The following is a 21,513-nucleotide window of genomic DNA, read 5'->3' as shown; positions in this document are numbered from 1 at the left end:
CAGATGTCTACCAGTATTGATGATAAAGGCGCAGCCGCTGGCTGCGCGCCTCGCCATGTTGCCATCATTATGGATGGCAATAATCGCTGGGCAAAATCCCGTCTGATGCCAGGAATCGCCGGCCACAAGGCCGGTGTCGATGCGGTGAAAAGCGTGGTAGAGGTGTCTGCCAGGGCTGGCGTGGAAGTGTTGACACTGTTCGCGTTTTCCAGCGAAAACTGGCGCCGCCCGGCGATCGAGGTGAATGCCTTGATGCAACTCTTCACGATCGCACTCGAGCGTGAGGTCAAGCGATTGCACCGTAACAAGCTGCGGCTACTGGTGATGGGCGACAAGTCCGGTTTTTCAGCCCGCATTCAGAAACTGATTGCGGATGCCGAAGCGCTGACTGCCAATAACACCGGTATGACTGTGGTGATTGCTGCCAACTACGGTGGCCAATGGGACATTGCCCAGGCGTGTCGCAAGGTTGCCGAAGAAGTCCAGGCTGGTCGTCTTGATCCTGCTGATATCAATGAGCAGGTCCTGCACCAATATACCTGGCTCAGTGATCTGCCAGCGCCGGACTTGATGATCCGTACCGGTGGTGAGCAGCGTATCAGCAACTTCATGCTGTGGCAGTGTGCCTACAGTGAGTTGTATTTCTCGCCGGCATTCTGGCCTGATTTCAAGGAAGCGGAATACCGCAAGGCGCTCGACAGTTTTGCCAATCGGACTCGCCGATTCGGTCGTACCGATGATCAGTTGAAGGAAGCTACTGCCAGTGTTTAAACAGCGTGTTCTCACCGCCCTGGTGCTGGCGCCATTGATGATCATCGGCATCTTTTTCCTGCCGCTGAAGCAATTCGCCATTTTTATTGCCGTTATTGCCACACTTGGTGCCTGGGAATGGGCCAATATCGCCGGTTATGAGCGTAAATGGGGGCGGGTTGGATACGCCTTTATGGTGTTCGTCTGCCTCTATATTACCGCCCGGGCCTATTATTTTTTCCCTTCCGTGGTGGTTTATTTCCTGCTCGTCGGAGCCTTCTGGTGGGTGATCGCCTTTGCATTGGTGCGGCGTTATCCACAAGGTACCGCCTGGTGGAGTTCACGACCCATCCGCGCCATGCTGGGGCTTTGCGTGCTGCTGCCGATGTGGGTGGGTTTTATGCAGCTGAAGATGCAGCCACACAGTTCATTGCTGATCGTTTTTGTGATGCTGATTGTCTGGGGTGCGGATACCGGTGCCTATTTCGCTGGCAAGCGCTGGGGTAACACCAAACTGGCACCTAACGTTAGTCCGGGTAAATCCTGGGCTGGTTTCCGTGGAGGCCTGGTAACTGCGGCGGTTGTTGCACTGTTGTTTGGCTGGGGACTGGATACCTGGTTGCAGCCAATGTCTGCCAGTGACTATCTGCAGATGGTGATCATTGCCGTCGTGACCATGGTGGTTTCCGTGCTGGGCGATCTGGTTGAAAGCATGATGAAGCGTCATCGTGGTATCAAGGACAGCTCTTCACTATTGCCGGGTCATGGTGGTGTGCTGGATCGCATCGATAGCATGGCGGCAGCTGTGCCCGTCTTTGCTCTGTGTATTTACCTGCTCGACTGGGGATTCGCCAAATGATCCGCAACGTCACTGTGCTTGGCTCAACCGGCTCAATCGGTTGCAGCACACTCGACGTAATTGGTCGTCATCCCGACCGCTATCGTGCCTTTGCACTGACGGCGGCCAGTAGTGCCACCAAAATGGCTGAACAGGTGCTGCAACACCAGCCTCTCTATGCGGTAATGTTGAATCCGTCGGCGGCCGTTGAGTTGCAGGCCCTGCTGCCAGCCGATTGTCCAACCACTGTGTTATCGGGTGCTGATGCCATTGCCGAAGTTGCCGCACATGTTGATGTCGACATGGTGATGGCGGCGATTGTCGGGGCGGCCGGGTTGATTCCGACGCTGGCTGCGGCCCGCACAGGCAAGCGGGTACTGTTAGCCAACAAGGAAGCGCTGGTGATGGCTGGGCCGCTGTTTATGGCGGCAGTACGCGACGGTGGTGCCGAGCTGTTGCCGATCGACAGCGAACACAACGCTATTTTCCAATCCATGCCAGCCAGCTATCAGGGCGATTTTGGCCAGCATGGCATTCGCAAGATTCTGCTGACGGCCTCTGGTGGGCCATTTCGTGGCTGGACTGCTGAGCAGTTGCAAGATGTAACGCCCGCCCAGGCGGTGGCGCATCCTAACTGGTCAATGGGTCAGAAAATTTCTGTCGATTCCGCCACCCTGATGAACAAGGGGCTGGAGCTGATCGAAGCCTGCTTCCTGTTCAACTGCCAGCCGGATGATATCCAGGTCGTCGTTCATCGCCAGAGCGTGATTCACAGCATGGTGCAATATTGCGATGGATCGGTGATTGCCCAGCTGGGACAGCCGGACATGCGCACGCCGATTGCCTATGGTCTGGCCTGGCCGCAACGCATAGATGCGGGCGTCAAAAATCTCGACCTGTTCGAGATTGCCCGGTTTGATTTTGAAACCGTCGATGATGCGACTTTTCCGGCCCTGACGCTGGCACGGCGGGCGTTTGCGGTGGGTGACACCATGCCGGCGGTCATGAATGCCGCCAACGAAATTGCGGTTGAAGCATTTTTGCAGGAACAAATTGGCTTCAACAGGATTCCAAGCCTGGTTGCGCAGGTGATGGACTCCCACACGCCGAGGGTGATTCATCAGCTGGATGATGTATTGGAAGCGGATGACTGGGCTCGTCAACAGGCTCGGCAGTATCTGCATTCGTCGGTAAATGAGGTTGGATTGTGACGCTAATCTGGTTCATCGTGGCCATCAGTATTCTGGTGGTTATTCATGAATATGGTCATTTTTGGGCCGCCCGCCGCAGTGGGGTCAAGGTACTGAGGTTTTCCGTTGGCTTTGGCAAACCGCTGTTTTCGGTACGCGACAAGCTGGGAACTGAATATTCGGTGGCACCACTGCCACTGGGTGGCTACGTCAAGATGCTGGATGAACGTGAAGGCGATGTGCCGGAAGAACTCCGCTCAGAAAGCTTTAACGCCAAATCCGTCGCCCAGCGTAATTTCATTGCTGCCGCGGGTCCGTTTGCCAATTTTATCTTTGCTGTGCTGGCGTACTGGGCCTTGTTTACGGCTGGCACTACCGGGGTTATTTCCCAGATCGGCTCGGTACCAGAGAACAGTGTCGCTGCGGCTGCCGGTGTACGTGCAGGGGAGCAGATCGTTGCTGTTGACGGCAGTGCCACCGCAACGTGGGAAGATGTCAGCTGGCGCTTGATCAGCCGTCTGGGTGAGTCCGGCAGTATCAGCCTGACGCTGCAGGACCATAACCAGTTGACCCGGGAAGTATCGTTACCGATCAGTCACTGGCTTTCAGATACCGATCAGCCCGACATGATTGGTTCGCTGGGGCTGATTCCGCCGCAGTTGCAGGTTCCGGCAGTCGTGGGTTCCATCGTTGAGGACAGTGCTGCCGAGGCCGCTGGTTTACAGCCGGGCGACAAGGTTCTCAACGCCAATGGCATTGCGATTGGCGACTGGTACGACTGGGTCGAGTTGGTGCAGCAAAGTGCTGGCCAAACTCTGGATCTGGAGATTGAACGCAGCGGTATTCGTTTGCATATCGATCTGACACCACGTACCCGTGAGCTGGCCGATGGCAGTAAGAGTGGTTTTGCCGGAGTGGCTGCCCAGCAGCCGGAAATTCCCTCAGATTGGCTTGCCAGCAGCTCGCTGGATCCCTTTTCTGCGTTTCTGAAAGCCTGTTCAAAAACCTGGGATCTCATTGTTTTTACACTGGATTCTCTCCGCAAAATGGTTGTTGGTGATCTTTCGGTAAAGAACTTGAGCGGCCCAATCACGATTGCTAAAGTAGCCGGCGCTTCAGCCTCTGGCGGGCTGGAATCCTTTGTTCAGTTCCTCGCTTTGTTGAGTGTTTCACTCGGAGTGCTGAACCTTTTGCCTGTGCCTATGCTGGATGGTGGTCATATTGTCTTCAACACCATTGAAGGTGTGCTGGGCAAACCGCTTCCGGAGCGCATTCAGTCTGTCGCCATGCAGGTGGGAGTCTTTTTGCTGTTCAGCCTGATGGCAGTAGCTTTTTATAACGATATTGGCAGGCTCTAAGGCCTCTGAACTGGATTTACGTATTTCATGCGCTCGCTGTTTTTGACCCTGTTGCTGGGGCTGGTTTCTTCCGTTGCCGTAGCCGATTCGTTTGTTGTTGAAGATATTCGCCTCGAAGGCCTGCAGCGGGTGTCTGCCGGTACTGTTTTCGAGCGCCTGCCAATTGCGGTAGGAGATTCGGTTGATTCCAGTCGGCTGTCGGAAGTGTCTCACCGTCTGTTTGCCAGTGGTTTGTTCAACGACGTCAAACTCTATCGTGATGGCAATGTGCTGATTTTTCAGCTGGTTGAATTGCCAACCATCACCACCATTGATCTCGATGGTAACTCCGCCATTCCCGATGACGCTCTGCTGGATTCGCTGAAAAATGCCGGCCTGTCCGAAGGCATGGTATTCAAGCGTTCAACGCTGGATCGCATCGCGCTGGAACTGGAGCGCCAGTATGTGATTCAGGGTCGTTATGACGCTGATATCAATACCGAAGTAACCGCGTTGCCGCGCAACCGCGTCAGCCTCAAAATCAAGATTGATGAAGGAAATGTTGCCAGCATTGCCCACATCAACATCGTGGGTAACAAGGCGTTCAGTGATGAGCAACTGCTGAAACAATTGTCGTTGCAGGAAAGTAATTTCTGGTCCTGGTACGCTGGTGACAACAAGTATTCCCGTGAGAAGCTGGCGGCCGACCAGGAAACCCTGCGTTCCTGGTATTACGACCGTGGTTATCTGCGCTTTAACATCGAATCCACTCAGGTCGCACTGGCGCCAGGCAAGGATGGGGTTTACATCACCATCAGTGTGTCGGAAGGCGAGGTCTACCATATCCGTAACATCAATCTGGCCGGTAACCTTAAACTGGATGAAGAAGAGTTCACCAAGCTGTATCAAATCAAATCCGGCGATGTGTTCTCCCGTCGCAAGGTGGTTGATAGCAGCGAATCCATGATTCGTCGGCTGGGTAACGATGGTTATACCTTTGCCAAGGTTGACGGCAATCCGAAGCCGGATGACGAGGCGCTGGAAGTTGATATTACCTTCTTTGTGGAACCTGGTCGTCGCACCTATGTTCGCAGCGTGAATTTCAGTGGTAACGACAATACTGAAGATGAAGTATTGCGTCGTGAAATGGTGCAGATGGAAGGTGGCTGGGCGTCGACCGAAAAGATTGAGTCTGGCAAGAACCGACTGAATCAGCTGGGCTTCTTTAAAACCGTTACCGTTGAAACTCCGGCGGTTCCTGGCGAGGATGATCTGATCGACGTTAACTACAACGTTGAAGAACAGCTTAACGGTAGCCTCAACTTCAACATCGGTTACGCTGGTGGCAGTGGCATGATTCTGGGGGCCAGTGTCAGCCAGAACAACTTCCTCGGCACGGGTAACCGCATGAGTCTGAGTGTGCAGAAGAACGATACTACCCAGTCGTACAACTTCTCCTACTACAACCCGTACTACACCATTGATGGCGTCAGCCGTGGTTACAACCTGTTCTATCGCGAAACTGACTACAAGAGCCTGAGCACGGTCAGTGATTACCAGACCAACAGCAAGGGCGGTAACGTGACTTTTGGTTATCCGATTTCCAGTCGTCAGCGTTTGTCGGCGTCGGTGGGGTATACCAATACCAAGATGTTTGAAGGCTCAACAGTACCTGCTGAAATCATTGAGTTCATGGACGAGCAGGGCGATACCTTTGATGAGTATTCCGTTGGTCTGAACTGGCGTTATAACGGCCTCAACAAGGGCATGTTCCCAACCGCTGGTATGGAGCAGAAACTGTCGGTGGACATTGGTGTGCCGGGCAGTGACCTGACCAGTTACAAGCTGGGCTATACCGCCAACTACTATTTCCCGCTGGCAGATGAGTGGTCATTCCGTATTCGTACCGAATTGGGTTATGGCAATGGTTACGGTAACCTCAGCCGTTTGCCATTCTTCAAGAACTATCGTTCTGGTGGTCTGGGTTCCATTCGCGGTTATCAGAGCAACAGTCTGGGGCCAAAAGGTCTGCCGGAATACACTGCTGTACCTGTGGTTGAAACCGATTCTGATGGCAATGTGGTGTACGAGACCGACAACCTTGGTCTGCCAGAGTATGACAGCTCATCTCCATCAATCGTCTACAAGACCGATGCCGATGGTGCTGCAGTCGCCGTTTCCAACTCCAATCATTACAAGCCGGTCTATAAAACCAACGATGATGGTTCAGTCGTAACAGCGCCAGCTTACTATGAAACCCCGGCAGCTCTGGGTGGTAACATTTTGGTTGAAAGCTCACTGGAGCTGATATTTCCGTTGCCGTTTATTGAAGATCAAAGCTCAGTACGGAGCCTGGTGTTCTTCGACGCCGGTAATACCTTTACCGACTACTGCTACAGCCCGTATGACGAAGATATTCCGTCACTGACCTCGCATCCGTATTGCGAAACCGGTGTGAATCTTAACGATATCCGGATGAGTACCGGTGTCAGCCTGACCTGGATTACCGCTATCGGGCCACTGACATTTGTATATTCAATCCCGCTGAATGATCAGCGGAATGACAAGACTGAAGGCTTCGAGTTCTCTCTTGGTCAGGTATTCTGATAGCCATTTTTAGACTTCCAATTCAGGAGCAATGGGATGCGTATTGTATTTTTGATGTTGATTGCACTGGTCTCGCCACTGGCGCTGGCCGAAACCAAGGTTGCCGTGGTAGATATGGAACGCGCCCTGTTCCTGTCTGATGAAGCCAAGGCCGCCGCCAAAAAATTCGAAGACGACAATGCTGAGGCCATTGGCAAGGTTCGTTCACTGGAAGATGCCATGATGGCTCTGAAAGAGAAGAAGGATAAGGACGGTGACATCATGGGCCAGGATGAACTCAACAAGCTGGCTTCCGACTATGATGAAAAAGCCCGTGAGCGTCAGTTCTACCTGGACAAGCTGCAAAAGCAGGACCAGCAATGGCGTCAGGGGTTCTTCCGTTCCAAGTTGCCATCACTGGAAGAAAAGCTGAAGTCGATCATTGAAGAAGGCAAATACGACGTCGTACTGCAAGCCGGTGCCGTTGTTTACAGCCATCCGTCAGCCGACCTCACCAAAGTGCTGCTTGAGCGACTGAACGCTAAATAATTTTCGATCATCAAGTTCGTATGGACAATAGTATGGAACTGAGTTTGGCCGAGCTGGCTACTCATCTGGGTGCCGAGCTGCGTGGCGACGGCACCACCATGATCCGGGGCGTGGCTCCTCTTGGTAGTGCGACGGATGGGCAGGTCGCCTTTCTGTCAGACCCGGCCTATCGGTCCGAGCTGGCAACGACTGCCGCCAGTGCCGTGATGGTGCGTGCAGACCTGGCTGATGAAGTCGTTTCGGCGGCATTGGTGGTTGCGGACCCGTACCTGGCATTTGCCCGTACCACCCAGTTGTTTGATAACCGTCCGGCAGCGACCCGACAGATTCATCCACGTGCTGTGATTGAAGATGATGTGGTGCTCGGCGAGGGCGTTTCAATCGGTGCCAATGCCGTGATTGGCAAGGGTTGCCGAATTGGCGCCGATACTGAAATCGGTGCAGGATGTGTGATCGGTGATCACTGTGTCATTGGCGACAACTGTGTGTTGAATGCCAACGTTACTCTCTATTATCAGGTAACACTTGGTGATCGGGTTCGAGTACAATCCGGCACCGTTATTGGTGGTGATGGGTTCGGTTACGCGCCAAACAAGGGGCGTTGGGAACGTATTGCCCAGTTAGGCAGTGTCAGAGTTGGTAACGATGTCGAAATCGGTGCCAATACCTGTATTGACCGTGGTGCACTCGAAGACACTGTGATCGAAGATCACGTGATCATTGATAACCTGATCCAGATTGCCCACAACTGCGTCATCGGCGAAGGTAGTGCAATGGCGGGTTGTGCCGGTCTGGCAGGTAGCACCAAAGTTGGTAAACACTGCACCATCGCTGGCGGTGCCGGCTTGGCAGGGCACCTGACGCTGGCTGACGGTGTTCATATCATGGGTATGACACTGGTAACGAATTCTATTGATGAACCAGGCGTTTACGCCTCCGGCACATCACATATGCCAGCCCAACTGTGGCGTCGCAACGCCGCAAGATTTAAACAGCTCGATTCGATAGCCAAACGGCTGCAGAAATTAGAGAAAAGCCAAAAAGGTAACTCTTGATGTACCCGAAAACCGTACAGACGATTCAGGAATATTTGCCACATCGTTATCCATTCCTGTTGGTTGACCGTATTAATGGAGTAGACCTTGAAGACTCCGAAGGTCCGGTCATTCGTGCCATCAAGAACGTCACCATCAACGAAGAATTCTTTAACGGCCACTTCCCTGGTCACCCTGTGATGCCGGGTGTACTGATTCTGGAAGCCATGGCTCAGGCTGCAGGCCTGTTGGGCATGACGATTCTGGGCGGTGAGCGTGATCCTAATATGCTTTATTACTTCGCTGGTGCTGATAACGTGCGCTTCAAGCGTCCGATCGTACCGGGTGACCAGGTGGTACTGGAGGCTCGTTACATCAACAGCCGTCGCGGTATCTGGAAGTTTGATTGCCGTGCCCTGGTGGATGACGAAGTCGCTTGTGCGGCCCTGATTACCTGTGCCGAGCGGGTAATGGAGAAGGCATGATTCACCCAACAGCCATCATAGATCCAGCTGCACGAATCGCTGATGGTGTGGAAGTTGGTCCATACAGCATTATTGGTGCTGATGTCGAGATTGGTGCCGGTACCGTTATCGGCCCTCATGTCGTGATCAAAGGCCCGACCATTATTGGTCAGGGCAACCGCATTTTTCAGTTCGCCAGCATTGGTGAAGACTGTCAGGACAAAAAGTACGCAGGTGAACCAACTCGTTTGGTCATCGGTGACAATAACGTGATTCGTGAAGCCTGTTCTTTCCATCGCGGAACGGTACAGGACAACAGCGAAACCCGTATTGGTAGTAACAACCTGTTTATGGTGAACGTACATGTCGCCCACGATTGCGTGATTGGCGATAACTGTATTTTTGCCAACGACACCAACCTCGCGGGTCACGTTGTGGTTGATGACTGGGCGATTCTGGGTGGTGCTACCCAGGTGCATCAGTTCTGCCGTATTGGTGCCCATGTAATGGCCGGTGCCGGTACTGTGGTGCTGAAGGATATTCCAGCCTATGTGATGGCGCTGGGTTATCCGGCCCAGCCACACGGTATTAATGCCGAGGGTCTGCGTCGTCGTGGTTTCAGCGCCGAGCAGATCAGTGCTGTTCGGGCTGCCTACAAGGTGATTTATCGCCAGGGGCTGACCAGCGCTGAAGCACTGGAAAAACTGCAACAGGATGATGCCGACGAAGCTGTTCAGATGCTGACAGACTCCGTTAAGGCAGCCACGCGTGGAATCATCAGATAGTGAAACGGATTGCCATCGTTGTTGGAGAAACCTCCGGCGATATGCTTGGAGCAGGCTTGCTGAAAGCCCTGCGCGAGAAGTACCCGGATGCGATATTTGAAGGCATCGGTGGCCCATTGATGCAGGCTTATGGTTTCGACAGCCTGTATCCAATGGAGCGCTTGTCGGTGATGGGCCTGGTGGAAGTACTGGGCCGTCTCGGCGAGTTGCTGAAAATCCGTAAATCCCTGTTCAACCGCTGGGTTGAAAATCCCCCCGATGTAATGATTGGCATTGATGCGCCGGATTTTAATCTGACGCTGGAGCAGAAGCTGCGTGCCAAAGGCGTAAAAACCGTTCATTACGTCAGCCCATCCGTTTGGGCCTGGCGTCAGAAGCGGGTGCTCAAGGTCGAAAAAGCGGTCGATCTGATGCTGACCCTGTTTCCGTTTGAAGCCAAATTCTACCAACAGCACCGGGTGCCGGTGAAGTTCGTTGGCCACCATCTGGCTGACAAGATTCCGTTTGAAACTCCGAAAACCCCTGCTCGCGAAAGCCTTGGCCTCGACGTCAGCAAACCGCTGGTGTGCCTGATGCCCGGCAGTCGTGGCGGTGAAGTTGAGCGTATGGGGCCGCTGTTCCTGGAAACTGCCCAGCTGATGCTGCGCAAACGGCCGGATCTGCAATTTGTGATCCCGGCTGCCAGTGTTGATCGTCGTCAGCAGCTGGAAGCCATACTCGAACAACTGCCGTTGAGCTTGCCGGTCAAGGTGGTGTTGGGACAATCACAGTCCTGTATGGCGGCGGCCGATGTGATCTTGCTGGCGTCCGGCACTGCGACGCTGGAAGCCATGCTGCTGAAGCGGCCAATGGTGGTCAGCTATAAGGTTAATGGTCTGACGGCCTTGCTGTTGCGACGGATGCTCAAGCAGCCGTTTATTTCGCTGCCAAACCTGCTGGCAGGGCGTGAAGTTGTGCCGGAAATATTGCAGGAAAGCGCCACGCCAATGCGCTTGTCGCAGGAGCTGATGCGTTGTCTGGAAGACCAGCAAACCCGTCACCAGCTGCACGAAACCTTTCAGTTTATTCATCGACAGCTGCGGCGTAATGCCGATCAGGAAGCAGCCAACGCTGTGATCCAGCTGATCGAATCCTGATCTCAGCCGGAATTCCCCCATGATTGAAATCGAACAGACCCTGCTTCAGCAGGGTGTCAGCTATTGCGGCGTTGACGAAGCGGGTGCCGGTCCCTTGTGCGGTGACGTGGTTGCCGCCGCGGTTATTCTGGATCCTGCACGACCGATAGAAGGTCTGAACGATTCCAAAAAGCTCACCGAAAAACGTCGTGAAGTACTGTTTGAGCAGATTATTGCCAACGCCAAAGCCTGGTGCGTGGCGCGCTCAACGGTGGAGGAAATCGACACCATTAATATCCTCAAGGCTCGGATGCTGGCAATGAGTCGCGCGGTTGCCGGTTTGGCGGTAGCGCCGCAGTACGCCCTGATCGACGGTAACCGTTTACCCGAACTGGCGATGCCGGCTACTGCGGTGGTGAAAGGGGATAGTCTGGTCAGTGCGATTGCGGCAGCGTCGATTCTTGCCAAGGTTAGCCGTGATCGCGAAATGCTCGAACTGGACCAACAATATCCGGGCTATGGCTTTGCCCAGCACAAGGGTTATGGCACCAAGGCCCATCTTGAAGCTCTGCGGGCGCTGGGGCCATGTGCCATTCACCGACGCAGTTACGCGCCGGTGCGGGCCTTGCTGGAAGAGATGGGGAAGCTGTAACAGCAACCCCGCGGCACCGGCATAGTGAGAGAGGTGGAGTTTGTGCAGGGTCAAGGCATGCCTTGCCATCAGGACAGGGATCCAGCGGATCAGATCTTGCGAGTCAGCTTGTCGGCCTGTGAATAGGTCGCATGACGTACCAGATCACGCAGAGCTTCGTCGTTTTCAGTCGCCTGGATCTGCTCGGCACTGATGGCTTCTCCGATGCCCAGCTGAATGGTTGAGCGACGCTTCTTGAGGAATTCTGCCGGAATACGCAGGGTCCGCAGGGCCGGGTGAATTTTGCCCAGCACATGGAAGCTGCCACTGTTATGACCATGGAAATACACCGGAATCACCGGCACATTGGCTTTGCGGATCAGCCGCATGCTGGCAATCGGCCACTCCTTGTCAGCGATGCCTTGCTGGCCTTTGTACCAGGTCGATACCTCACCGGCAGGGAACAAACCCAGGCCATTACCCTGTTTCAGCTGACCCAGTGATTTGCGCATGCCACCCATGCCTTTCGGGCCGCGATTCTCGAACGGGTTTACGGTGATAAAGAGTTCGGAAATCGGTGCAAAATAGCTCAACAGGAAATTGGCGACGACGCGAAAATCCGGTCGGATCCGGCAAATCAGCAGCAGCAGGATAATGCCGTCGAGAAAACCGAACGGGTGGTTGGAGACCGTGATGAAAGGCCCTTCTTTGGGAATCACTCGACGCAGTGCTTCTTCGTCGTAGTCGAGTTTGATATCCAGATACTTCAGGGCATCCTCAATCATGTCGATACCCTGTTTACGTTCCAGTTTGTTGTAAATCCGCACCATGGTCGGACCTTTTAACAAACGTAACAGCATATTCAGTTTGAATGGGGAGAGTTTGGTCGCTTCCAATAAACCCTTGCGATCAAATAACTCCATAGCGACGGCCCCGTGGTCAGATAAAAATCGCAGGCATAATACCAGTCACCGGTGTCTCAGCAAGCAGTGAGTCCGGTTTTATCCGCAAATACAGATGTGAGTTTTAATGTGAAAGAAGCAGCCGTGGTAATCATAGGGGCAGGGGCCGCCGGTTTGATGTGTGCAGCACAGGTCGCAGCAGCTGGCCGTGAGGTACTGGTACTCGATCACGCCAACAAGCCGGGTAAAAAAATCCTCATGTCGGGTGGTGGGCGTTGCAATTTCACCAACTATTATGTTGAGCCTAATCGGTATCTCAGCCATAACCCACACTTTTGCAAGTCGGCACTGAGCCAATATACCCAGTGGGACTTTATTGCGCTGGTTGATAAACACGCAATTCCGTATCACGAGAAGAAAGACGGTCAACTTTTCTGCGATAACAAGGCCAGCGACATACTCAATATGCTGTTGGCTGAATGTGAAACATCAGGCGCGCGAATCCAGTTATCGACTGCTGTTGATGGGATTGAGTCTTTGCCTGCAGGTGGTTTTCTGATTCAGACCTCCAAAGCCGGTCAGGAAGGCGCTGATGCCGTTGCCATCAAGGCGCAGCAACTGGTGATCGCTACCGGTGGGCCGTCGATTCCAACCCTCGGAGCCACCGGCTTCGGCTACAAAGTCGCCCGCCAGTTTGGCCTTGATGTATATGAACCTGTGGCTGCGCTGGTGCCGTTCACCCTTACCAGCGAGCTGAAAACTCTCAGTTCAGCGCTTTCTGGCAACGCCTGTCAGGTGTCTGTCAGCTGTAATGGCCAGTCGTTTATGGATGACATGTTGTTCACCCATCGTGGTCTCAGCGGTCCGACAATGCTGCAGATTTCCAGTTATTGGCAGCCCGGTGATGCATTGAGCATTGATCTGCTGCCAGGTCTTGATGCCGCAGAACAGCTGCGTGCAGATCAGCATCAGAATCCCAAACAGCAGCTGAAAACCTGGCTCGGCCACTTGCTGAGCCAGAAAATCAGTGAGCAATGGCTGCCGTTTATGGGCTTTCAGCCGGAAGCCAGCCTCGCCAGTCTGAATGGCAAACAAATGGATGCGATTGCCATGGCGTTGCATCAGTGGCAGGTCAAACCTGCCGGTACCGAGGGCTATCGCACGGCGGAAGTGGCGCTGGGCGGCGTGAACACGGATGAACTCTCGTCGAAAACCATGCAGTGCAAGCGAGTAGCCGGTTTGTATTTTATTGGTGAAGTAATGGATGTGACCGGCCATTTGGGCGGTTTCAACTTTCAATGGGCCTGGTCAAGCGCCTGGGCGGCTGCCCAGCATCTGGCCCAGCAGGGCTGATTCAGGCGGCCTTGTCAGTCTCTCAAGGCCCGCCACCAGTACTTTGGTGCGGGCTTTCCAATACTCCTGTCTATATTTTCTGGGTGAATAATAGAAATACAAACTATTGATTTCAATTATGGTTTGGTCGTCCATAGTATTGATCTCAAGCAGGGCTGAGCATCCAAACACAATAAACCGGAGCCGGCGCTGAATACCCCAAAACGCTATGACAAAGGACGAAACCCATGTCTGCATACCAAAACGACATCAAAGCAGTTACCGCACTGAAAGAAGCCGCTGGCGCTGGCTGGTCTGGCATCTCCGAGGAAGCAGTTGCGCGTATGCGTGCCCAGAACAAGTTCAAGACTCACCTGGACATTGCCAAGTACACCGCCAGGATCATGCGCGAAGACATGGCTGCCTATGATGCAGACAGCTCCCAGTACACCCAGTCTCTGGGTTGCTGGCACGGTTTCATTGGTCAGCAGAAGATGATTTCTATCAAGAAGCACTTCGGCAACACCAACCGTCGTTACCTGTATCTGTCTGGCTGGATGGTTGCTGCACTGCGTTCCCAGTTTGGCCCGCTGCCTGACCAGTCCATGCACGAAAAAACCGTGGTTGCTGGCCTGATCGAAGAACTGTACACCTTCCTGCGTCAGGCCGATGCCCGTGAGCTGGATCTGCTGTTCCGTCAACTGGATGCCGCCAAAGAAGCCGGCGACACCGCCAAGGCTGCCGACATTCAGGAACAGATCGATAACCACGAAACACACGTAGTACCAATCATTGCTGACATCGATGCCGGTTTCGGTAACGAAGAAGCCACTTACCTGATGGCCAAGCAGATGATCGAAGCGGGTGCTTGCTGCATCCAGATCGAAAACCAGGTTGCTGACGAGAAGCAGTGTGGTCACCAGGACGGCAAGGTTACCGTTCCTCATGATGACTTCCACGCCAAGCTGCGCGCCGTTCGCTACGCCTTCCTGGAACTGGGTGTTGATGATGGTGTGATCGTTGCCCGTACCGACTCCCAGGGTGCTGGTCTGACCAAGCAGATCGCTACCGTTAAGACCCCTGGCGACCAGGGTGACATCTACAACAGCTACCTGGATGTTGAAGAAATCACCGTTGACCAGATGCAGCAGGGTGACGTGGTGATTAACCAGAACGGCAAGCTGGTACGTCCGAAGCGTCTGCCTTCCGGTCTGTTCCAGTTCCGTCGTGGTACTGGTGAAGAGCGTTGTGTATTCGACTGTATCGAAGCCATCAAGGCGGGTGCTGACCTGCTGTGGATCGAAACCGAGAAGCCACACGTTGGCCAAATCAAGGCAATGATGGACGAAATCCGCAAGGAAGTTCCAAATGCCAAGCTGGTGTACAACAACAGCCCAAGCTTCAACTGGACTCTGAACTTCCGTCAGCAGGTGTTCGATGCATGGCAGGCTGAAGGCAAGGATGTATCTGCCTACGACCGCGCCAGCCTGATGAGCGTTGAATACGATGAGACTGAACTGTCTGCTGAAGCGGACCGTCGTATCCAGAGCTTCCAGGCGGATGCATCTCGCGAAGCGGGTATCTTCCACCACCTGATTACACTGCCGACTTACCACACTGCGGCCCTGTCTACCGACAACCTGGCCAAGCGTTACTTCGGTGAAGAAGGCATGCTGGGCTACGTTCAGCAGGTACAGCGTCAGGAAATCCGTCAGGGTATCGCCTGTGTTAAACACCAGAACATGTCTGGTTCTGACATCGGCGACGCGCACAAAGAGTACTTCTCTGGTGAGAACGCTCTGAAAGCGTCTGGTAAAGACAACACCATGAACCAGTTCAGCTAAGCGAACATTCATGGCAACCCGCTGCGGCGGGGTTGCAATACAAAGCCCGCGTTGTTTGAAGGTCTTGCAGGTTGACCGGATGACATCGCGGGCTTTGCTGTTTTATCGCGGTATGGTCACTCGAAGTGGCCCGAAAATCTGGCTGGCAAGGTAAAAAACTGACCCGGATATTCTGTGCAGGGGAGGCTTTTCCGCTTTGGGAATTGGATAAGCGCTGCTGAGCTATTCATACCGTGCATTTACTGCGGGTAGAGCCAGCGCCTGTGCCGAATGACCGATTCCGGCCCTGACCAGCCACAGGGCCAGCGTGGCCTGCGCCACAATCTTGCTTCGGCCATGGCGGTTGAGCTTGTAGTGGAGGGATTTTACAGGATTAACGTACGTATGATCAGCAAACCTTGGTGCAGGTCATAGGTGGCTAAAAAGTGGTCTGAAAAAATGTCTGGATTGGGCGGTGAATAGCGGGATCAGGTCTATAATTTGGTCGTCAGCTTTATCCTGTCGCCGTCTGACCGGCTCAGCAAAAATGGTTGGGAATGAATACACAACTCAGACTCCAAAGCCTGGTCTACCGGGGCTTTTTAACCAGTGCCCTGATTCCTCTGTTAGTCATCGAAGCCTGCCTGTTGCTGCTGTATTTTGGTGCCAACTGGTTCGTCTTCTCTTCCTACAAAAATACCTTGCTGGATGAGGTGCATAACACCATCGGCCAAACGGCGATCCGCAAGGCCGAAAACATTGATCAGCAGCTACAGGATGTTGAACACCTCGCCCAGATCATGCGGGCAGATCATGAACACTTTTTCAAACAGCTGGACCAGTGCCATCGGCCGGTGCCGGATGGCATGTTCCTGCGTCATGACAATGGTGCGCTTTACAAATCCGCTGAGCGGGGCGGGGCATCGCTGTATTATTCCTCGTCGACCAGCATGGACGATACGACCTGGCAAAAGGCCATCTGTTCGGAGTCGCTTGATCCGCTGCTGGAGTCACTGGTCAACACCAGCCCACTGGTGACCCAGGCCTACCTCAATACCTGGGATGACATGAACCGGCTGTATCCCTTTATGGCGGATGCTGCCGGGCAATATGGCCCGGTGCTGCAAATGGAAGATTACAACTTCTATTACCTGGCGGACGCCAAGCACGATCCTTCACGCAAGCCAATGTGGACCGGTATGTATCTGGACCCAGCCGGGCAGGGCTGGATGACGTCCGTGGTGGTGCCGATTTACCGGGATAATTTCCTCGAAGGTGTCAGTGGTCTTGATATCACCATCGACAGTATCGTTAAAAACGTGTTGAACGAAGCTACCGGCTGGGAAGGTGCGCGTTTCCTGCTCGACGACAAGGGCCTGATTCTGGCGATGCCCCCTTGGGTGGAAGAAGTCTTTGACCTGAAAGAGCTGCGCGACCACGTTTACCGCACCTCCATTTCTGGCACGGTGGAAAAGCCGGAAGAATTCAATTTGCTCAACAGCCCGGAACCGGAAGTGCGTCGTCGTATGGCGGCAATTCTGGCCAGCAAGGAGCTGCGCGGTAATCTTGAAAGCCTGCGAGTGGGCTCTCGGGAATACCTGCTCAATGCCCAACGTATTCCAACCACCGGCTGGTTACTGGTAACCATTGCCGACAAGCAGGCAACACTGGAACCCATCGTGTCCTTGCAGCGCTCGATTCAGCGTGCCGGTTTTGCCGCCATGCTGTTGATGGTGCTGTTCTATATCCTGTTTTTCCTCTATCTGGAGTACAAGTCCCGGCGTATATCGGTACGTATTTCCGAGCCAATCCGGGAGTTGTCACGCTGGACCAACCAGCTTGGAGAAGAACTGTCAGCAGCTCGGCTGGAACCGGTTGGGATTGTGGAAATCGACAGCCTCTATCGCGATGTTAACCGCATGAGCAGCTTCCTGGAGGAAAAAACCAAAGAGCTGGTGGAATCACGTACCCGTGAACGGCTACATCAGCGTGAATCGGAGATTCTGGAACAACTGGCAACCACCGACCGCCTCAGTAACCTTTACAACCGTCGCAAGCTGGATGACATGTTGCGCTCAGAAGTGGATCGTTCCGAACGTTCTGACGTGCCCTTCAGCATCGTTTTGATGGACATCGACCACTTTAAGGACATAAACGATAATCTTGGTCATGCGATTGGTGATCAGGTGATTATTGAGCTCTCCCGAATGCTCAAAAACACGGTACGTAAAATTGATGCAGTGGGCCGCTGGGGTGGCGATGAATTTATGGTGATCTGCCCGATGACGGATCTCGACGGCGCCCTGCAGCTGGCCAGTAACGTGCGGGAAGCGATTAATGAGCTTGAAATAGATGAAGTAGGCAAGGTGTCTTCCAGCCTGGGTGTGGCTTGCTGGCGGCCAGGTGAAGATCTTGAGCAGCTGATCAATCGTGCCGATCGTGGCCTGTACAACGCCAAACGACTGGGACGTAATCGGGTGGCGACAGAGAGCAGCAGCGATGAGGATTTTTCCAGCAGCGTGGATGAAAGCTGATAGCCTGCAGCCATCCGTTTTGAAGTGAAGCCTTGTTGGGTCATCAAGGCTTCTCTATCAAATCAAGATATCTAAAAACGTTTCTATCTAAACGTTTTTATCAGGGCTTTGCGGTCAACGCTTGCCACCTTGCAGGGCAGCTCGTATACGCATTTGGGTATCTTCAGTATCCAGTAGTGCGGCAAACATAGCCATTTCCCGCTCGACTGCCTGATCAACCCGCTCTACATGGCCTTCGGCCCGTGCCAGTTGCTTGATGGCTCGAATGGATTGCTGTGAGTGGGTGCAGACGGTGCGGGCGACTTGCATGGCAGTCGCCAAAGCCTGACCATCTTCTGTGACCTGATTCAGTAAGCCCCACTGATGAGCTTCAGCAGCAGAATAGAAACGCCCGGTGAGTAACAGATCCGCGGTATTTTTGGGGCCAATGGCTTCCGCCAGCATCACTGAACAGGCGCCTTCCGAGGTTACGCCGATGCGAGCAAACGGCAGCGCATAGCGGGTGGATTTACCAGCGTAGGCGAGGTCTGCATGCAGCAGCAGGTTGGCTCCAATACCAATGGCACAACCTTCCTGCGCCATAATCAGGGGTTTGGTCAGGCTCGCCAGGGTATGAAAAATACCGGCAACACCATCCCGCACCGCAACAATATCTCCGCCTGGCAAGAGGTCATCAAGGTCGTTCCCTGCAGAGAAAGCCCGCTCGGAACCTGTCAGTACCACCACCATAACGTTGTCGTCCTGATCGGCTTGCTGCAGAGCTGCAATAATATCCCGGTAGGTCTGGATCCGAATGGCATTCAGCACTTCCGGGCGGTGAAGCTTGATTACAGCGATGCCATCCTCAAGCTGGTATTGGATATCCTGGAACATACAGCGGTCTCAACTTGTGAATTTAAATTTATAGTTTATGTAGTTGAATTCACGGTTATTGTGCCGTCAAGAGAGCAAGACGGCAACCGCTGTATTGATAGCCAGGTAATTAATGAGGTGAACGGATGGGCATCTGAGCCGGGTGAGGGGTTATCTCAGGCTGACTTTACTGCTATCTAGACCTACCCAGCTGCCGCTGCTACCAGGCAAGGGAGGTATTTGCTCTACATAAATCCAGGCGGCCTGTTTGATACGCTCATTGCCGATCAACAGGTCGAAGGTCCAGCAGGTGCCTAACTCAGGGTTCTGGAAAATATCATCACGGGGAATCAGGGTGCTGAAGTCGATGTCGTTGAGTGGCAGATAAATGGCATCCGGATTTTCAGTTGGCGTTGATGGATGCTCTGGTGACGGAGATTTGACCCGATAAGCCAATGGGCCGTGGGCAATTTCCAGTTCGTCGTCAGGTAGCAGCACCTGATATTGCTCAAGGGGAGTGCACTTCTGCCAGTCAGGCAGTAATAACCACAGCGGATTTTTATTATTGTCGTGGTTCACAGTAGCTCCTTGCTTCCTGCATTGCTTGGTGTGGATGCTCCAGTGAACATCTTTGCGCATGTAGTTATTTTGCCTCAGATCAATTATTTCCTACTCAGCAAGAAAAGAGATGCAAATGGGGTGATTAGCTAAATATTGCTTTGTTTAGTGGAACAATATGTATGGGAATTATCAGCCTTACACGGGTTCAGATCAGCACCACAGTCGCATCCGGGTTTAGTTCCAAATGAGGATCCAAATTGCTGCCGATGGTTTATATCACCGGGCTGGCAAGCCTCTAGTATGAGGAATGCTTTGGAACCCGCTCATGTTGCTGCCGCAACCCAGGTCACAGGGCAAGTCGAGAATAATAACAATCGAGGACTAGCCGATGAATTACGACGCCGTCGAAGAATTGATGGGGGTGTCTGCTCCCTGGATCATTCACGATATCCGCATCAACAAAACCTACCAGCGAGCCGAGATCTGTATCGGCATGGCGCGTAGCGGCTGGTTTGGTGCACGCCGCGCAGTACAAGGCTTTGCCGGACATCATAAGGTCTGGCGTCACGTTAATATGGGGCAGTTACGGTGTACGGTGCGGGTTGATTTTCCAGAGGGCGGCGTGCTGCCGGGAGCGCCCTGGGCTGGTGACGTACAGGCTCCTTTCACCCATGCCATGGGCCAACGCATTATGAAGATGCTGGCGGAAGGAATTCCACTTGGCAGTATTGGCCGTTTGATGGATCTCGACGCCGATATGTTGTGGCAATTCAAGCGCGGTATCGACACAGGCAAGCTTGGTGGCGACTACGACAAGGTGGCTGTGACTGCAAAACCGGAAGTGGTCAGCGAGCTGGATCCTGAGAACGATTTGCCAGCGGCCGATTGTTCCATCTGGCACGATTTATTGAGCGGTGACAAGGACCTGGAGATGCGCAATCTGGGATTACGGCTGATGTTGATGAAATTACGTCAGCAATACTCCAGTGCCAGGGATGACGAAGTCCGTATGCTCAAGGCGCAGCAGCTACGGACCTATTTTGAAAAAAATCAGGCCAGTGCCAGCCACGAGATTGAACAGATCCGGGGGGCACTGCAATGAATCGGACTGCCAAAGTGCCTGGGCGACTGGTGAGTATTGAGGAAGCAAGCCGGATTATTCAGGCTGGTCGCGGGGTCAGTATCGCCGGTGATGAAGCGGCGCTACGACAGCTGCCCAAAGGCTTGTGGATCGGCGGCACCATTCCCTACTTTATGTCAGACCAGGGTGGTCTCAGCTGCCGTGACCGGGTGTTCGTGAATGAACTGCCTGCTGCCAGTGGTGCTCCGGGTATGTGTACGTACGACGTCAGTAATATCGACAGCGTCTGTATGGATGCCCCGGCTAATGGTTTCAGTGTGCTGATTGTTCCGGCGTTTTCAGAGATCCATCAGCGCTTTGCCCACGATGCACCTGAATTCGACGGCATGTACATGCAGCCGTTGGTGGGTTGGGTCGCAGGCGCCCATCTGGATGATCTGGCCAATAGTCCGGCGGCCAGCAAACCCAAAACCGTATTTGGACCAACCGGAGAATTTAATGAGGATCTGGCGGTTGCCATGCATGTGGAAATCGCAGCAGACCGTGCCGCCAGCATTGAAATCATCAACCTGTTTGAACCCGGTAATGGCCCGACGCTACGCTTTCACGATTCCGGTTTTGTGGTGAAAGACGTTGAGGTTGATGGGCAACTGACCAACTTTGCCCATTATCTGAAGGAACACAAAATCGACACCCGTTTGCCGTTGGTGGCTGATTACTGCGGTGCTTTTATCAACGTCAGTGTGCAGGCTGTTGATGTCGATAAGGGGGAGGTGAAGCTCTATGCACCGGTCTTTCCGGAGCTGCAATACCACATTGCCAACCCGGTCCCTTCCTACGCCGAAGCCTTCCAGCAGGTGATGCCAGGCGACGATGGTGAAATCGCCTTTTGCTGTAATTGTATTCTTAACTATCTGTATGGTGAGCTGGAGGGGCAGCAAACCGGGCGTATGCATGGCCCGATGACCTTTGGTGAAATTGCCTACCAGCTGGTAAATCAGACACTGGTGTATTTGCGCGTCAGTTGATGAGTCTGGAAGCCGTGACCCCGGCGCCGGGGGTTACGGCTGTTTTAATCAGCACATTACAAAATAAAGATTGACACTGCCTGAAGCTGACTATATTTTGCTCACCAAGCTAGAAAGTAGC

19 protein-coding genes are annotated in these 21,513 nt (G+C 53.5%); 16 read left to right on the top strand and 3 right to left on the bottom strand.

Going from position 1 to position 21,513, the window contains the following annotated elements:
- Window positions 1-3 precede the first annotated feature (3 nt).
- Genes uppS through rnhB form a run of 11 tightly spaced genes read left to right on the top strand, consistent with a single transcriptional unit; the run spans window position 4 to window position 11,300 of the window.
- The gene (uppS, locus tag K6123_RS16400; RefSeq protein WP_221799686.1) at window positions 4-771 is read left to right on the top strand and encodes a polyprenyl diphosphate synthase; all 768 of its coding nucleotides are present in this window, start codon (window positions 4-6) and stop codon (window positions 769-771) included.
- Entirely contained in the window at window positions 764-1,609 is an 846-nt protein-coding gene (locus K6123_RS16395; protein ID WP_221799684.1) for a phosphatidate cytidylyltransferase, read from the top strand. Before uppS ends, K6123_RS16395 begins: the two co-directional genes overlap by 8 nt.
- A complete protein-coding gene (gene ispC, locus K6123_RS16390) occupies window positions 1,606-2,799 on the top strand; it encodes a 1-deoxy-D-xylulose-5-phosphate reductoisomerase (protein WP_221799682.1) in 1,194 nt (397 codons plus the stop codon). Before K6123_RS16395 ends, ispC begins: the two co-directional genes overlap by 4 nt.
- Window positions 2,796-4,136, top strand: a complete 1,341-nt coding sequence (rseP, locus tag K6123_RS16385) for an RIP metalloprotease RseP (protein ID WP_221799680.1) — start codon at window positions 2,796-2,798, stop codon at window positions 4,134-4,136. Before ispC ends, rseP begins: the two co-directional genes overlap by 4 nt.
- 27 nt (window positions 4,137-4,163) lie before the next feature.
- The gene (bamA, locus tag K6123_RS16380; RefSeq protein WP_221799678.1) at window positions 4,164-6,722 is read left to right on the top strand and encodes an outer membrane protein assembly factor BamA; all 2,559 of its coding nucleotides are present in this window, start codon (window positions 4,164-4,166) and stop codon (window positions 6,720-6,722) included.
- Between the two features lie 36 nt (window positions 6,723-6,758).
- Window positions 6,759-7,250, top strand: a complete 492-nt coding sequence (locus tag K6123_RS16375) for an OmpH/Skp family outer membrane protein (RefSeq protein ID WP_221799676.1) — start codon at window positions 6,759-6,761, stop codon at window positions 7,248-7,250.
- Between the two features lie 32 nt (window positions 7,251-7,282).
- Window positions 7,283-8,305, top strand: coding sequence for a UDP-3-O-(3-hydroxymyristoyl)glucosamine N-acyltransferase (gene lpxD, locus K6123_RS16370; protein ID WP_221799674.1), 1,023 nt, complete (start codon window positions 7,283-7,285; stop codon window positions 8,303-8,305).
- Window positions 8,305-8,769: a 3-hydroxyacyl-ACP dehydratase FabZ gene (gene fabZ, locus K6123_RS16365; RefSeq protein ID WP_221799672.1), complete on the top strand. Its 465-nt coding sequence runs from the start codon at window positions 8,305-8,307 to the stop codon at window positions 8,767-8,769. Before lpxD ends, fabZ begins: the two co-directional genes overlap by 1 nt.
- On the top strand, window positions 8,766-9,533 hold the full coding sequence (gene lpxA / locus K6123_RS16360; protein ID WP_221799670.1) for an acyl-ACP--UDP-N-acetylglucosamine O-acyltransferase: 768 nt from the start codon (window positions 8,766-8,768) through the stop codon (window positions 9,531-9,533). The genes fabZ and lpxA overlap by 4 nt, the downstream gene beginning before the upstream one ends.
- Entirely contained in the window at window positions 9,533-10,669 is a 1,137-nt protein-coding gene (gene lpxB / locus K6123_RS16355; RefSeq protein WP_221799668.1) for a lipid-A-disaccharide synthase, read from the top strand. Before lpxA ends, lpxB begins: the two co-directional genes overlap by 1 nt.
- A 19-nt stretch (window positions 10,670-10,688) precedes the next feature.
- Window positions 10,689-11,300 carry a ribonuclease HII gene (rnhB, locus tag K6123_RS16350; RefSeq protein ID WP_221799666.1) on the top strand — a complete coding sequence of 204 codons (612 nt, stop codon included), beginning with the start codon at window positions 10,689-10,691 and terminating at the stop codon, window positions 11,298-11,300.
- A gap of 89 nt (window positions 11,301-11,389) precedes the next feature.
- Here the strand turns inward: rnhB and K6123_RS16345 are convergent, their stop codons facing one another.
- Window positions 11,390-12,202 carry a lysophospholipid acyltransferase family protein gene (locus K6123_RS16345; RefSeq protein WP_221799663.1) on the bottom strand — a complete coding sequence of 271 codons (813 nt, stop codon included), beginning with the start codon at window positions 12,200-12,202 and terminating at the stop codon, window positions 11,390-11,392.
- 51 nt (window positions 12,203-12,253) lie between these two features.
- Between K6123_RS16345 and K6123_RS16340 the strand changes: the two genes are divergently transcribed.
- From K6123_RS16340 to K6123_RS16330, 3 genes are all read left to right on the top strand, one after another.
- On the top strand, window positions 12,254-13,534 hold the full coding sequence (locus K6123_RS16340; protein WP_343224006.1) for a BaiN/RdsA family NAD(P)/FAD-dependent oxidoreductase: 1,281 nt from the start codon (window positions 12,254-12,256) through the stop codon (window positions 13,532-13,534).
- A 227-nt stretch (window positions 13,535-13,761) separates the two neighbouring features.
- Complete coding sequence (locus K6123_RS16335; RefSeq protein WP_221799659.1) at window positions 13,762-15,357, top strand: isocitrate lyase; 1,596 nt, start codon at window positions 13,762-13,764, stop codon at window positions 15,355-15,357.
- Between the two features lie 536 nt (window positions 15,358-15,893).
- Window positions 15,894-17,870 carry a diguanylate cyclase gene (locus K6123_RS16330; RefSeq protein WP_221799656.1) on the top strand — a complete coding sequence of 659 codons (1,977 nt, stop codon included), beginning with the start codon at window positions 15,894-15,896 and terminating at the stop codon, window positions 17,868-17,870.
- A 114-nt stretch (window positions 17,871-17,984) separates the two neighbouring features.
- Here the strand turns inward: K6123_RS16330 and K6123_RS16325 are convergent, their stop codons facing one another.
- Entirely contained in the window at window positions 17,985-18,743 is a 759-nt protein-coding gene (locus K6123_RS16325; protein WP_221799654.1) for an enoyl-CoA hydratase/isomerase family protein, read from the bottom strand.
- 150 nt (window positions 18,744-18,893) lie between these two features.
- Window positions 18,894-19,301: a DUF427 domain-containing protein gene (locus K6123_RS16320; RefSeq protein ID WP_221799652.1), complete on the bottom strand. Its 408-nt coding sequence runs from the start codon at window positions 19,299-19,301 to the stop codon at window positions 18,894-18,896.
- A 370-nt stretch (window positions 19,302-19,671) separates the two neighbouring features.
- On the opposite strand from K6123_RS16320, the gene K6123_RS16315 reads away from it, so the two are divergent.
- A complete protein-coding gene (locus K6123_RS16315; RefSeq protein WP_221799650.1) occupies window positions 19,672-20,385 on the top strand; it encodes a hypothetical protein in 714 nt (237 codons plus the stop codon).
- The gene (locus K6123_RS16310; protein ID WP_221799648.1) at window positions 20,382-21,392 is read left to right on the top strand and encodes a DUF6976 family protein; all 1,011 of its coding nucleotides are present in this window, start codon (window positions 20,382-20,384) and stop codon (window positions 21,390-21,392) included. The genes K6123_RS16315 and K6123_RS16310 overlap by 4 nt, the downstream gene beginning before the upstream one ends.
- Window positions 21,393-21,513 lie beyond the last annotated feature (121 nt).

The organism is Oceanobacter mangrovi (genome assembly GCF_019740315.1).
Lineage (GTDB): Bacteria > Pseudomonadota > Gammaproteobacteria > Pseudomonadales > Oceanobacteraceae > Oceanobacter > Oceanobacter mangrovi.
Note: the sequence above shows the minus strand (reverse complement) of the source record. Positions and strands in the feature narration are given on the sequence as shown.